This window comes from Arthrobacter sp. TB 23 (genome assembly GCF_000294595.1).
GTDB lineage: Bacteria > Actinomycetota > Actinomycetes > Actinomycetales > Micrococcaceae > Arthrobacter_D.
On the sequence record NZ_ALPM01000072.1, the window covers coordinates 19,940 to 34,323 of the forward strand.

The 14,384-nt window shown below is 65.5% G+C and carries 11 protein-coding genes and 1 tRNA gene; 9 read left to right on the forward strand and 3 right to left on the reverse strand.

The features are described 5' to 3' along the window. Positions 1-13: 13 nt before the first annotated feature. On the reverse strand, positions 14-982 hold the full coding sequence (locus B384_RS0110770; protein WP_019483126.1) for a helix-turn-helix transcriptional regulator: 969 nt from the start codon (positions 980-982) through the stop codon (positions 14-16). A gap of 192 nt (positions 983-1,174) precedes the next feature. Beyond that, a tRNA-Arg gene (locus B384_RS0110775) sits at positions 1,175-1,247 on the reverse strand. Between the two features lie 149 nt (positions 1,248-1,396). On the opposite strand from B384_RS0110775, the gene argS reads away from it, so the two are divergent. From argS to B384_RS18610, 9 genes are all read left to right on the forward strand, one after another. Beyond that, complete coding sequence (argS, locus tag B384_RS0110780) at positions 1,397-3,046, forward strand: arginine--tRNA ligase (protein WP_026041123.1); 1,650 nt, start codon at positions 1,397-1,399, stop codon at positions 3,044-3,046. Positions 3,047-3,048: 2 nt separating this feature from the next. Further along, on the forward strand, positions 3,049-4,497 hold the full coding sequence (gene lysA / locus B384_RS0110785; protein WP_026041124.1) for a diaminopimelate decarboxylase: 1,449 nt from the start codon (positions 3,049-3,051) through the stop codon (positions 4,495-4,497). Positions 4,498-4,546: 49 nt separating this feature from the next. Further along, positions 4,547-5,866, forward strand: a complete 1,320-nt coding sequence (locus B384_RS0110790; RefSeq protein ID WP_019483128.1) for a homoserine dehydrogenase — start codon at positions 4,547-4,549, stop codon at positions 5,864-5,866. After that, a complete protein-coding gene (gene thrC, locus B384_RS0110795; protein WP_019483129.1) occupies positions 5,867-6,994 on the forward strand; it encodes a threonine synthase in 1,128 nt (375 codons plus the stop codon). After that, positions 6,987-7,991: a homoserine kinase gene (thrB, locus tag B384_RS0110800; RefSeq protein WP_019483130.1), complete on the forward strand. Its 1,005-nt coding sequence runs from the start codon at positions 6,987-6,989 to the stop codon at positions 7,989-7,991. Before thrC ends, thrB begins: the two co-directional genes overlap by 8 nt. Before the next feature lie 360 nt (positions 7,992-8,351). Further along, positions 8,352-10,679, forward strand: coding sequence for a transcription termination factor Rho (rho, locus tag B384_RS0110805; protein WP_019483131.1), 2,328 nt, complete (start codon positions 8,352-8,354; stop codon positions 10,677-10,679). A 150-nt stretch (positions 10,680-10,829) separates the two neighbouring features. Further along, positions 10,830-11,906 carry a peptide chain release factor 1 gene (prfA, locus tag B384_RS0110810; RefSeq protein WP_019483132.1) on the forward strand — a complete coding sequence of 359 codons (1,077 nt, stop codon included), beginning with the start codon at positions 10,830-10,832 and terminating at the stop codon, positions 11,904-11,906. A gap of 14 nt (positions 11,907-11,920) precedes the next feature. Then, on the forward strand, positions 11,921-12,814 hold the full coding sequence (gene prmC / locus B384_RS0110815; RefSeq protein ID WP_019483133.1) for a peptide chain release factor N(5)-glutamine methyltransferase: 894 nt from the start codon (positions 11,921-11,923) through the stop codon (positions 12,812-12,814). Between the two features lie 4 nt (positions 12,815-12,818). Further along, entirely contained in the window at positions 12,819-13,559 is a 741-nt protein-coding gene (locus B384_RS18610; protein WP_019483134.1) for an L-threonylcarbamoyladenylate synthase, read from the forward strand. On the opposite strand, the gene B384_RS20185 is transcribed toward B384_RS18610, so the two are convergent. After that, positions 13,465-14,384 (reverse strand): NAD-dependent epimerase/dehydratase family protein (locus tag B384_RS20185; RefSeq protein WP_156809066.1); only part of this gene is annotated, 920 nt, incomplete at its 5' end. The genes B384_RS18610 and B384_RS20185 overlap by 95 nt on opposite strands.

A 14,384-nucleotide genomic window follows, 5' to 3' on the forward strand; every position in this document is an offset into this window, starting at 1 on the left:
ATTGGTTCCAATTCTAGGCGGTAGGACTATCTCCTGATGCCCTGGTCAACCGGGCCGCCGCCAACCGGGCCCGCTCACGCATTTGCGGCGGTTCCAGGATCTCGAACTCGAGCTCCAGCGCCACCAGATGCATCAGCGGCCAGTCGAGCGAGTCGAAGCCTGCCCTCATCAGGGTGTGCTCCTCGCCGTCGCTCTGGAGTTCGGCGGTATCCGGGGACACCTTTTGTGACACCTCGTTGATGTTGCCGGTCAGCCGCACGACGACGTCGTACTGGTAAGGGAAACGCGTAATTGACTGCTGCACATACAGGGCGAGATCACGGGCCGGGAGTGGGCGCGGGGTGAAGCGCTCCCGCTGCGCCGGAACGCTTTGACACCGGTCCACCCGGAACGTCCGCCAATCCTCACGCATCGTGTCCCAGGCCACCAGGTACCAGCGTCTACCGGTGTCCACGAGTCGGTAGGGCTCAACGAGTCGCCGGGAAGACTCGCCATCCTGGCGGGAGTACCGGAACACCACGGTACGTCGTTCGGTGATGGCTGCGGACAGGGCGGTGAGGATCTCGGGCCGGACCGGTGTGCTCACCGCCGCCATCCTGGTGACGGCGCTTCGCAGCCCGGCGAACCGCGGTCGGAGTCGGCTGGGGAGCACTTGCTCCAGCTTGGTGAGCGCCCGCACCGATGCCTCGCCGATTCCGGCGACGGGGCTAGCCGTGACGGCGCTGAGGCCGAGGGCGACGGCGAGTGCCTCGTCGTCGTCGAGCAACAACGGAGGCAGCTGCGCGCCAGCGCCCAACTGGTAGCCCCCGGCGACGCCGGGGGAGGCATGGATGGGATAACCCAGGGTGCGGAGCTTGCCGATGTCCCGTCGGACGGTGCGCTCGGTCACGTCCATCCGGTCCGCCAGTGCTGAGCCGGTCCACTCGCGGCGCAGCTGAAGCAGGGAAAGCAAGTGGAGCAGCCGCGCCGAAGTTTCCAACATGGCTCCAAAATACTCCTCAACCAGGTCAGTAGCTGTCCTGAATCGACCCTATTTCAGCCGAAGACAGCAGCAACGAATCGACCGGGCAGCTTCGGGGGTGCGGGGGCAGTGCAGTGCTGGAGTCTCACGGCCAGACCTGGCCGGTTAAAGCAGTCAACCCCCAGATTTCGGTGAAATCTGGGGGTTGTTCTGTGCCCTCGATAGGATTCGAACCTACGACCTTCTGCGCCGGAGGCAGACGCTCTATCCCCTGAGCTACGAAGGCGGGATGCCGGTCAGACCGGCCCCGAAATGGGACTCACTGAGCTTATCAGGGAAGCACCCCTGGACGAAAACCCCTGGCCCGGTCCCGTGTGGTGGGCGCCGCTGCGTCACAGAAATGGCCGCAGCGGCGTGCGCCGTTATGCTGGATGGGTGACTCCTGAAGAACTCTCTGCTGCCATTTCCGCATGCCTGAAAGACGCCGTCGCCGCGGGCGAATTCGACGTCGAGCTTCCCTCTGAGGTGCGGGTGGAGCGACCACGGAGCCGGGAACACGGAGACTGGGCCACCAATATTGCCCTGCAGCTGTCCAAGCAGGCGGGGATGAACCCGCGCGAGTTCGCCCAGCTCCTCAGCGGACGGCTGGAACAGCTCGACGGCGTCAAGACCGTGGCGATCGCCGGTCCAGGCTTCCTGAACATCACCCTCGATGCCGCCGCCGCAGGTGAACTGGCCCGCTCAATCGTCGACGCCGGGGCCGGCTATGGCACCAGCGGGCTCATGGCCGGCACCAAGATCAACCTCGAGTTCGTGTCGGCCAACCCCACCGGACCCATCCACCTGGGCGGCACCCGCTGGGCCGCCGTCGGCGACGCGCTTGCCCGCCTGTTTCAGTCCCAGGGCGCCGCGGTGACCCGCGAGTACTATTTCAACGACCACGGCGCCCAGGTGGAACGGTTCGCCCGCTCGCTGTGGGCCAGCGCCAAGGGCGAGCCATCACCCGAGGACGGGTACGGCGGCGCCTACATCGATGACATCGCTGCCCGGGTCCTGGTGCTCGATCCAGCCATCCTCGACCTGGAGCAGGACGATTCGGTCGAGCGGTTCCGTGAGCTCGGGGTCGACCTGATGTTTGGCGACATCAAAAAGTCGCTGCACGACTTCGGTGTCGATTTCGACGTCTACTTCCACGAGCACTCCCTTTTCCAGGACGGATTCGTCGAAGGCCTGCTGGAGAAACTGAAAACCTCGGGCAACCTGTTCCTCGAGGACGGGGCCTGGTGGTTACGGTCCACGGAGTTCGGCGACGATAAGGACAGGGTGGTCATCAAATCGGACGGCGCCCCCGCCTACATCGCCGGCGACATTGGCTACTTCGTCAATAAGCGCCGCCGCGGCTTCGACCTGAACATCATCATGCTCGGCGCCGACCACCACGGGTATGTGGCCCGGCTTAAGGCAGCAGCAGCCGCGCTCGGTGATGACCCGGACACCGTCGAGGTGCTGATTGGGCAGATGGTCAACCTGATGAAGGACGGCGTCCCCGTCAGGATGTCCAAGCGCGCCGGCACCGTCGTCACGCTCGAGGACCTGGTCGACGCCGTGGGTGTCGACGCCGCCCGCTACACCCTGGCCCGCTTCTCGGCGGATTCGAACATCGACATCGACCTTGACCTGCTGACCCGGCGCACCAACGACAACCCGGTCTTCTATGTCCAGTACGCTCACGCCCGGACCCACGCGGTGGAGCGCAACGCGGCCGCGGCAGGGGTGGATACGAGCGCGTTCGACGCCTCCGAACTCAGCCACCCCACCGAGGGCGAACTGCTGGCGGCGCTCGGCCAGTTCCCCGGCATGGTGGCCCAGGCCGCAGCCTTCCGCGAACCGCACCGGGTGGCACGCCACATCGAGGTCATCGCGGGCACCTACCACCGCTGGTACGACGCCTGCCGCATCGCGCCGCTCGGCGATGAGCCGGTCACCGACCTGCACCGCACCAGGCTGTGGCTGAACAACGCCACCCAGCAGGTGCTCGCCAACGGCCTGGGGCTGCTTGGCGTATCGGCACCGGAGCGGATGTGACGATGGGAAACGGACCTGAAGTGAACCTGAATAACGCCTCACCGCTGGCCCCCGGTTGGCTCAGCTACCCCGACAACATCAACCGGCTGAACCCCGCCCTGTGGGCTCACGACGTCGACCGCGCCGGTGACGAGCTCACCATCAGTGGCCTGAGGGTCAGTGATCTCGCCGAGCAGTTCGGCACGCCGCTGTTCGTCGTGTCCGAAGACGATTTCCGGACCCGCGCCCGGAGCTTCAAGGACGCGTTCGACGCCGCGTTTGCCGACCTTTGCGGGGGAGTGGACGTCTACTACGCGGGGAAATCGTTCCTCTGCACAGAAATAGCGCACTGGGTGGCTGAAGAGGGCCTACGCCTTGACACCTGCTCGGGCGGGGAGCTTGCCATCGCCATGCGCGCGGGAATTCCCGGTGAACATCTCGGCCTGCACGGGAACAACAAGTCCGACGCCGAACTGGGCCGTGCGCTTGACCTGAAGCTGGGGCGCATCGTGGTGGACAGCCTCCCCGAACTCGAACGGGTGGCAGCCCTCGCCGCCGCCCGCGGCACCACCGCCAACGTGATGCTCCGGCTGACCCCCGGTGTCCACGCCTCCACCCACGAGTTCATTGCAACCGCCCACGAGGACCAGAAATTTGGGCTGTCACTGGCCGACGGCGAGTCCTCACCCGCAGCTCAGGCCGTCGCCGCGGCGCTGGGCCACGAAACGGTCAACCTGCTCGGCGTCCACTGCCACATCGGGTCACAGATTTTCGAGCCCGAGGGTTTCGAACTCGCGGCACGCAGGTTGCTCGCCTTCCTGGCGGACGTTCGGGACCGCCACGGCGTGGAGCTGCCCGAACTGGACCTCGGGGGCGGCTATGGGATTGCCTACATCGAAACCGACAAACCACGCCCACCGGCAGAGATCGCCGTGGCGATGGCCGACGTCGTGCGTTCCACCTGCGCCAAACTGGGACTGCGCGTCCCACGGATTTCCATTGAGCCGGGTCGCGCGATCGTAGGTTCAACAACGTTCACCCTGTACACCGTGGGGACGACCAAAACCGTGAGGGTCGACGTCGAGGGTGGCGACACTGCGCCCCGGCGTTATGTGTCGGTGGACGGTGGGATGAGCGACAACCCCCGCCCGGTCCTCTACGACGCCGACTACTCGGCGGTCCTGGCCTCCCGCTCGTCGGATGCCACCGGCGTGCTTTCCCGCGTGGTCGGAATGCACTGCGAGAGCGGCGACATTGTGGTCAGGGATGTCTACCTCCCCGTGGACACCGATGCCGGTGACCTGGTGGCCGTGCCGGGCACCGGCGCTTACTGCTGGGCGCTGTCCAGCAACTACAACTGGGTGGCCCGCCCGCCAGTGATAGCAGTCCGGAACGGCCAGGCCAGACTGATTGTGCGCGGCGAAACCGAGGACGACATCCTGGCCCGCGACATCCCCCGCACCACCAACTGATTGCAGGAGCGACACTATTTCATCTGATACAGCTTCGAACACCGACTCCATGTCGACACTTCGGATCGCCTTGCTGGGCTGCGGCAACGTGGGATCCCAGGTGGCGCGCATCCTGCTCGAGGACGCCGACGCGCTGGCAGCGCGTACCGGCGCCCGGCTTGAATTGACCGGAATTGCAGTGCGCAGCATTGACGCACCCCGCGACGTCGACCTGCCGCGCGAACTTTTCACCACCGACGCCGAGTCACTGGTCGAGGGCGTCGACATTGTGATCGAGCTGATGGGTGGAATTGAACCCGCCCGGTCCCTGATCCTGCGGTCGATCGAACACGGCGCCACGGTGGTCAGCGGCAACAAGGCGCTGCTCGCCCTCGACGGGCCCACCCTCTACGAGAAGGCCGACGCCGCAAGGGTCCAGCTTTCCTACGAGGCGGCGGTCGCTGGTGCGATCCCCATTCTGCGGCCCATCCGGGACAGCCTGTCCGGTGACCGCATCACCCGTGTACTGGGCATCGTCAACGGCACCACCAACTTCATCCTTGACCAGATGGACACCACCGGCGCCCAGTTCGACGATGCCCTGGCCGAAGCGCAGCGCCTGGGGTATGCCGAGGCTGACCCGACTGCCGATGTGGAGGGTCACGACGCCGCGGCCAAGGGCGCCATTCTCGCGTCCCTGTCCTTCCACACACGATTTGCCCTGGAAGACGTCTACTGCGAAGGCATCACCAAGGTGACCGCCGCGGATATCGCCGCAGCCAAGGACGCCGGGTTTGTCATCAAGTTGCTGGCCATCGCCGAGTTGCTGCCGAGAGACGACGCCGACGGCGCTGGCACCGAGGGCGTCAGCGTCAGGGTGCACCCGACCCTGCTGCCCCGCGATCATCCGCTGGCCGCAGTCCATGGTGCCTTCAATGCGGTGTTTATCGAGGCCGAAAACGCGGGCGAACTGATGTTCTACGGACAGGGGGCCGGTGGTACCCCCACCGCGTCCGCGGTGCTGGGCGACGTTGTCAGCGCTGCGCGCCGCCTGGTGTTGGGCGGTCCCGGCCGGACCGAAACCACCACCGGCCATGTCCCGTCCATGAATATCGACGCAGTCCGCACGAGCTACTCCATCGGGCTCGACGTCGCTGACCAGCCAGGAGTCCTGGCGCGGATCGCACAGTTGTTCGCCGAGCAGGGCGTGTCCATTGAAACCCTGCGGCAGAGCATCCATCCCGCGGACGACCCTGGCCAGGCGACGGCTGAACTTCGCATCGTCACCCACCGCGCTACCGAAGCGGCCCTCGCCGCAACAGTTGAACAGATCCAGCACCTCGCCGTGATCAACTCGGTGACCAGTGTCCTTCGAGTGGAAGGAGCCTAAGTGGCTCACCAATGGCGCGGCGTTATCCGCGAATATGCAGATCGTTTGCCCGTGACAGAATCCACCCAGGTCATCACCCTCGGCGAGGGTGGGACACCGTTGGTCCCGGCCAAGGCGCTATCCGAACTGACCGGGTCGCAGGTGTTCCTCAAGGTGGAGGGAATGAATCCCACTGGCTCCTTCAAGGACCGCGGAATGACCATGGCCATTACCGCTGCGATTGAATCCGGGGCCAAGGCCGTGGTCTGCGCCTCCACCGGAAACACCTCCGCCTCGGCTGCGGCCTACGCCACCCAGGCGGGCATCACCTGTGCAGTGCTGGTTCCGGACGGCAAGATTTCCATGGGCAAACTGAGCCAGGCCATCGCCCACGGCGCTGAACTGCTGCAGGTCAACGGCAACTTCGACAACTGCCTCGATGTCGCTCGTAAGCTTGCCGAGGCGTACCCGGTGTTCCTCGTCAACTCGGTCAATCCCGCGCGTATCGAAGGCCAGAAGACCGCAGCCTTCGAGGTGGTCGACGTCCTGGGTGACGCCCCCGACTATCACCTGCTCCCGGTCGGCAACGCCGGCAATATCACTGCCTACTGGAAGGGCTACAAGGAATACTCCGAGCCCTACGCCAACCCGCACCTGGTCGGTGACAGCACAGTGCTCGCCCCGGTCGCCACCAAGCGTCCGGTGATGTGGGGCTTCCAGGCCGAGGGCGCCTCGCCGTTGGTCAAGGGCCACCCGGTGACCGAGCCGGACACGATCGCGACGGCCATCCGGATCGGCAACCCGGCCTCCTGGGACCAGGCGATTGCAGCGCGCGACGAGTCCGGTGGGCTGATTGAAGCCGTCACCGACGAGGAAATCCTCGAAGCGCACCGCTGGCTGTCGGCACGAGAGGGAGTCTTCGTGGAACCGGCATCGGCGGCCGGTGTTGCTGGCCTGCTGAAAAAGCATGCGGCAGGGTTGGCGCCGGTGGGTAAGACCATCGTGATCACAGTGACTGGTCATGGCCTCAAGGACCCCCAGTGGGCGTTGAAAGCTGCCGACGGGTCCGACGTCGAGCCCACCAAAGTGGATTTCGACGTCGTCAGCGTCGCGACAGCGTTGGGCCTTGAGGATACTGCGGGTGAGTGAACGGGTGTCCTCGCCAGCGGCCGAACGGTGGGCTACCGGCACCAGGATGGTGGCGGCAGGCCAGGCGGCAACGATCAGCGTCCCCGCGACGAGCGCCAACCTGGGGCCGGGATTCGACACCCTTGGCCTTGCCGTTTCGCTGTTCGACACTGTCACGGTGCGGACCACCACCAGCGGCACCGTCACCGTCACCGTGACCGGCGAGGGCGCAGGGGATCTCCCCGGCGATGAAACCCATCTGGTGGCCCGCACGCTGCTCGAGACGCTCGAACGCTCAGGGTTCGGCTGCCCGGGGCTCGAGTTGGAGACGCAGAACCTGATCCCGCACGGCAGGGGGCTCGGGTCGTCGGCCGCAGCGATCGTCTCGGCCGTGCTGGCCGCCAATTTCCTCCTGCCTGACGCCGACAGGATGGACTCGGCTGGGCTGCTCCAGCTGTGCTCGACCCTTGAGGGCCACCCCGACAACGTGGCGCCTGCCCTGCTGGGTGCGTTGGCCATCTCCTGGGAAACCGGAAGGGTCTTCCGCAGTACCCGGGTGCCGGTGCACCCCTCCATCATTCCGATAGCCGCCGTTCCTGCCACCAGCCTGTCGACCGAGACGGCGCGGGCGCTGCTCCCGACGTCTGTCTCGCATGCAAGTGCCTCCTCGAACGCGGGCCGTGCGGCGCTCCTGGTGCACGCCTTGTCCCGGGAGCCCGAATTCCTGCTGGATGCCACCCAGGATGCGCTGCACCAGGATTTCCGTGCCCAGGCAATGCTGCCCAGCGCCACTCTGATGCGGCAACTGCGGGCGCAGGGGTTTCCGGCAGTGATTTCCGGGGCAGGCCCAACGGTGATGACCTTCGCAACCAGCGACGCCGAGGCCAGGACCGTTGAACAGCTCATCCATTCGCTGACCGACGAGTCAACCAACGAGAATTCCTCGACCGAGTGGCGCGTCCTAAAGCTGACCGTGGCCCCCGAGGGTGCTAAACTGGTGGTGCACCAACGGAAATGAGCTGTGACCCATCTCAACTGTCGTTACTGTTTCAAACAGTCGCACTGTGGCAGGATGGTTTACTGTTCAGCTGAGTGCTTCTGCTGATCTGGCCGTCATTTTCTTTTGACCGCCGCAAAGCTGCATGGTTATCAGCAGTCGCATCACCCCCGGTGTAACCTCCCACGAATGACAGAGTGCCAGCGGTTTGAAGATAAACCGACAGCCTACTTACTTCTGAAGGTTCCCAGCACGCACGGCCAGGTCGGACTCTTCCGGCAGGACCGAACCCTTTCCGACCAAAATGTATGACGGCGGCGGGGCTAACCAAACGCGGTCCACTTCAGAGTTGGACCGCCCGACGAGGGGGAAGGATCCTTCGTGACTGAAACCACTGACCTGTTATCAGGTGTGGACACATCAAACGCCGGCACAGCCGACGCTCCCGCTTCCAAAAGCTCCGGCCTTGCCGGGCTGAAGCTCGCCCAGCTCCAGGCTCTCGCCGGTCAGTTGGGCATCACCGGCGGTTCCAGGATGCGCAAAGGCGACCTGGTATCGGCCATCTCAGATCATCAGCGTGGTTCTGCGGTAGCGGATCGTCCCAAGGACGCCGCCCCGACAGAGGGGAACGGTGCCGCACAATCGGAAGCCAGCCAGTCAAACGGCTCCGCCCGGTCTTCGCGCCGTTCATCCAGCCGTGCCACCAGCAGCGACGCTGACACTGCAGCCGAGCCGGCACAGGATAGCGACGGCGCTGCAGCAGAGCAGACGGAGCGTCCATCGCGCACCCGGAACCGGAACCGGCGTGCCGGATCTGACGGAGTCGTGAGCCTGCCCGCCGCCGAGGCAACCCAGGCTGATGCGGCTGCCGCCTCAACCGGCGACGATGCGCAGACCGCAGACGGCTCCAACAGCCGTGACAACGGCGGCGGTGACACCAACGGCCGTGAGAACACTGGCCGCGATAGCGGTGGCGAACGAGGCCGTGGCCGCGCTCCCCGGGAAAACCGGCGTGGACGTCGCGGCGAAGAGCGAACCGACAGCACCACGACCGAGTCTTCCGAGACGTCGTCGTCGGATGATTCCTCGCGAGGAACTGACCGGAACAGCACTGACCGGAACAGCACTGACCGTAACAACGCTGACCGGAACAATGCTGACCGGAGCGCCCAGGGCACCGGAGAGTCGAATGACTCCAACGACCAGAACGAGTCGAACGGCCGCACTGACCGTGGCGGACGCAACCGCAACGATAACCGGAACGACAACCGGAACGACGGCAACGACAACCGGACCAACAACCGGAATGACGGCAACGAGAACCGGGAAGACGACGGGCGAGGGCGCAACCGCAACCGCCGCAACCGGAACTCCCGCGATGACAGCGGAAACGATCGCAACAACAACGATCGCGGTAACAGTAATGACCGCGGTAACAGCAATGATCGTGGCAACGATCGTGGCAACCGCTTCCGCGACCGCAACGACCGGAACGATCGTCGTCGGAACCGCAACCAGAACCCCGAGGTCGACGACGTCGAGGTCACCGAGGACGACGTCCTGCTGCCCGTCGCGGGCATCCTGGACGTCTTGGAAAACTACGCGTTCGTGCGGACCTCCGGCTACCTGCCCGGTCCCAACGACGTCTATGTTTCCCTCGCCCAGGTCAAGAAGCACAACCTGCGCAAGGGCGACGCAGTGGTGGGTGCCATCCGCGCCCCCCGCGACGGCGAGAACCAGAACAACACCCGGCAGAAGTTCAATGCGCTGATCCGCGTGACCTCGGTCAACGGCAAGCCAGCCGAGGAACTCAAGGACCGCGTCGAGTTCGCCAAGCTGGTGCCGCTGTACCCGACCGAACGCCTGCGTCTCGAGACCGAGGCCAAGAAGATCGGCCCCCGCGTCATCGACCTGGTTGCGCCCATCGGTAAGGGCCAGCGTGGCTTGATCGTTTCCCCGCCCAAGGCGGGCAAGACGCTCATCCTGCAGGCTATCGCCAACGCGATCACCATCAACAATCCCGAGGTTCACCTCATGATGGTGTTGGTCGACGAACGGCCCGAGGAAGTCACCGATATGCAGCGCACGGTGAAGGGTGAGGTCATTGCCTCGACCTTCGACCGTCCTGCCGATGACCACACCACCGTCGCCGAACTCTCGATCGAGCGCGCCAAGCGCCTGGTCGAGATGGGAATGGACGTTGTGGTGCTCCTCGACTCCATGACCCGCCTGGGCCGTGCCTACAACCTGGCTGCGCCAGCCTCGGGACGTATCCTCTCCGGTGGCGTCGACTCGGCAGCGCTTTACCCGCCGAAGCGTTTCTTCGGTGCCGCGCGCAATATCGAGAACGGTGGCTCGCTCACCATTCTCGCCACTGCACTCGTGGAGACCGGATCCAAGATGGACGAGGTCATCTTCGAGGAGTTCAAGGGCACCGGCAACATGGAACTGCGCCTGTCCCGGAACCTCGCTGACAAGCGGATCTTCCCAGCGGTGGACGTCAACGCGTCCGGTACCCGTCGCGAAGAGAAGCTGCTGTCCCCGGACGAGGTCAAGATCATGTGGAAGCTGCGCCGGGTCCTTTCCGGACTGGGCGAACAGCAGTCACTTGAATTGCTGACCAACAAGATCCGGGAGACGCAGTCGAACGTCGAGTTCCTGATGCAGGTCCAGAAGACCACATTGGGTTCCAAGAACGACGACGACTAGCAAGCTACCCGCCGCCCACGCCCTACCGGTTCGCCGGACGGTGCGTGGGCGGCTGTGCTTAACCAAACGAGTCAACAGAAATGACGGGTAAACCGCCCGAAATGGGTTATATCTGTTGAATGGAATCCGTTCGAAAGAGGAATTGCCCAGATGTTTGAGTCGATCCAGAACCTGCTCGATGAGCACGCCGAGCTGCAGCTACGGCTCTCTGACCCGGCAGTGCACTCCGACCAGGTGCTGGCCCGCAAGCTTGGCCGCAGGTACGCTGAGCTGAGCGGTATTGTCGACGCGCACACCAAGTGGGAAGCGCTCAAGGACGACCTTGAGGCAGCTCAGGAGATGGCTGACGACCCCGAGTTCGCCGCTGAAGTTCCGGTCCTTGAGGAACAGCTCGCCGCCGCCCAGGAACGGCTCCGCCGTCTGCTGATCCCGCGAGACCCGAACGACAGCCGCGACGTCATCATCGAGGTCAAGGGTGGTGAAGGCGGCGACGAGGCAGCCCTGTTCGCCGGCGACCTGCTGCGCATGTACACCCGGTACGCCGAGACGCGTGGCTGGAAGACCGAGATCATTTCTGCCAACGAATCCGACCTCGGCGGGTACAAGGATGTCCAGATGGCGATCAAAAGCTCCTCCAACGAGCCGGGGGAGGGTGTCTACGCCCGCCTCAAGTTCGAAGGCGGCGTGCACCGGGTCCAGCGGGTCCCGGTCACCGAATCGCAGGGCCGGATCCACACCTCGGCAGCAGGAGTGCTCATCCTGCCCGAAGTGGATGAGCCAGAGGAAGTGGAGATCAGCCAGAACGATCTCAAGATCGACGTCTACCGTTCCTCCGGACCGGGCGGCCAGTCGGTGAACACCACCGACTCGGCTGTGCGGATCACCCACCTCCCCACCGGCATCGTGGTGGCCATGCAGAACGAGAAGTCGCAACTGCAGAACCGTGAGGCAGGCATGCGGGTGCTCCGGTCCCGTATCCTCGCCCACCAGCAGGCGCAGATCGACGCCGCGAACTCGGATATCCGCAAATCGCAGATCCGCACCATGGACCGCTCCGAGCGCATCCGCACCTACAACTACCCCGAGAACCGCATCGCTGACCACCGCACCGGCTACAAGGCCTACAACCTCGACGCGGTGATGAACGGCGACCTGGAAGCGGTGGTCCAGGCGGGCATCGAAATGGATGAACAGTCCCGGCTGGACGCGATTGGCGAGGACGACTGAACGTCCGCTGAATCATGAACGAACAACCCCGCTCCGATGAGTCGCTCGACGCCGCCCTGGTGCGGGCCACCGGTCTTCTGAACGACGCCGGCGTGCCCAGTCCCAGCGTTGATGCTCATCTGTTGGCCGCTCATTTGCTGGGGGAGCCAGTGGGGCGGGTGAAGACCCTTGCGCTGCTGGGCGCGACGGCGCCGGCCGGGTTTTTTGAGCTGGTGGCGGAGCGTGAGCGACGGGTGCCGCTGCAGCACATTACCGGCGTCGCGTATTTCCGCCGGGTGGAGCTGGCAGTGGGCCCCGGGGCGTTTATTCCGCGCCCGGAAACCGAATCGGTGGCGCAGCTCGCCATTGATCACGCCTTGACGCTGACCCGGCCCAGGGTGGTTGACCTGGGCACCGGGAGCGGTGCGATCGCCGCCGCCATCGCCGACGAAGTGCCTGGCGCCGACGTGTACGCGGTGGAGTTCAGCCCACTGGCGTATGCCTGGGCGGAACGCAATGTGGTGAGCCGGGGCGTGACGCTGATCCTTGGTGACCTGCGGGATGCGCTGGGGGAAGAAGACGGTAGCTTCGATGTGGTGGTGTCCAATCCGCCCTATATTCCGTCGGCAGCGGTTCCCCGGGAACCCGAAGTGGCGGACCACGACCCGCAGATCGCACTGTACGGTGGCGGCGCTGATGGCCTCGAGCTCCCCAAAGCGGCGGCGCTCAGCGCTGCCCGGCTGCTCGTCCCTGGCGGCTACTTCGTGATGGAACACGCCGAGGTCCAGGCACCCGCGATTGCCGCTCTTCTGACAGCAGACTTGAACTGGACCGCGGTTCAGACCCACCAGGACCTCACCGGACGCGACCGCTCCACGTCGGCTGTGCGTAGCCACCCTGCCCATCCCCACGCACCAGTGAAAGAATAATTCTGTGACCACCAGCTATGACTGCTCCGACCCCGCCCAGCGCAGCGACGGTTTAGCCCACGCCCAACGCGCCATCGCGGCCAACCAGTGTGTGGTGGTGCCCACCGACACCGTCTATGGCATTGCCGCCGATGCCTTCTCGCCGCAGGCAGTTGCCACCTTGCTGGCGTCCAAGGGGCGGGGGAGGAGCATGCCGCCTCCCGTCCTGATTCCCCGCGTACAGACGATGGATGGCCTTGCCGCCGAGATTCATCCGGACGCGAGAAAGCTGGCCGAGGCATTCTGGCCCGGCGGTCTGACCCTGATCTTCCGCGCGCAGCCGTCACTGACCTGGGACCTGGGCGACACTCTCGGCACCGTGGCACTGCGGGTGCCCGATGATCGGGTGGTCCTGGACCTGCTGGCCTTGACAGGTCCGCTGGCTGTCTCCTCAGCCAACCGCACGGGAGCGCCGGCCGCAACCACCGCCGCGGACGCCTTCGATCAGCTGGCGGGCTCCGTCCAGGTGTATCTGGAGGGCGGCCCGCGCAGCGCCACCGCCTCAACCATCATTGATGCGACGGGTGATGAACTGCGCCTGGTCCGTGCAGGCAGCATCAGCCTGGACCAGCTACAGGTCGTGGTGCCGGCACTCAAAGACCCGGCTGAGGCTACCGATTCGCCGGAGACTGCCGGCCCGAGCGACCCTGCCGGCCCGACCGGCCCTGACGACGCCGGGACGCCGCACTCTCCAACACCCCGCTGACACGTTGCTCGACCCGGATGCCCTGGGCTGCCGCCCAACCGGGCTCCTGGGCCTGGCCAAACCACATCAGCTCCACCCGGCGCAGGCTGCCGTGGAGCCGTTCGCCGGCAAGTTTCGATACCGCGTAGCCGGCGCGCAGCAGGACGCGGCACAGCCGTCGCGGCAGCACGATGGGCGTACCACCCGCAGCCTCCAGGACAGAGCGGACGGACATCCCCTCGCTCGGCTGGAGGACGACCAACGGGACCGGTCCCTCAAAGGTGCCCACCTTGACGACAAAATCGGCCAGTGATTCGACGGACGTGACCGGCGTCGCGGCAGTACCAGGGGCTGCAACGGAAGCCAGGGGTGAGGCAGCCAACCGGGCGAGCGCCGCCGTCGTCGGCCGGTTGGCACCCTGAACCGAGGTGGCGCGGACGATGACGATGCGTGAGGCGGACGCCGCCGCCTGAAGAGCCTGCTCGCCGAGGGCCTTGCTCCGGGAATAGGCCGAAAAAGGGGCGAGGTCCAGGGACTCGTCCAGTTGGTCCCGCTGCCCCTGGACGGCAGCACTGCTGAGGTGGATTAGGCGATCGACCCCGGCCGCTGCACAGGCCTGCGCAAGGATTGTTGGCAGCAGGGCGTTCGCTCCACGCAGTTCGGGGGTATCGCCGCTGCGGGGTGCGGCCAGGCCTGCTGCGTTCACCACCACCGAAACCCCTGCCAGCGTGGCAGTGAGCCCGGCGAGGGTCGGATGGGTGGATCCCTCGGCAGCAAGCTCGGCCACCGTCGTCGCCTCGCTGCTGAGTCTGGGCGCCGGAGCGCCAGCCACGTCGAGGCCCGCGG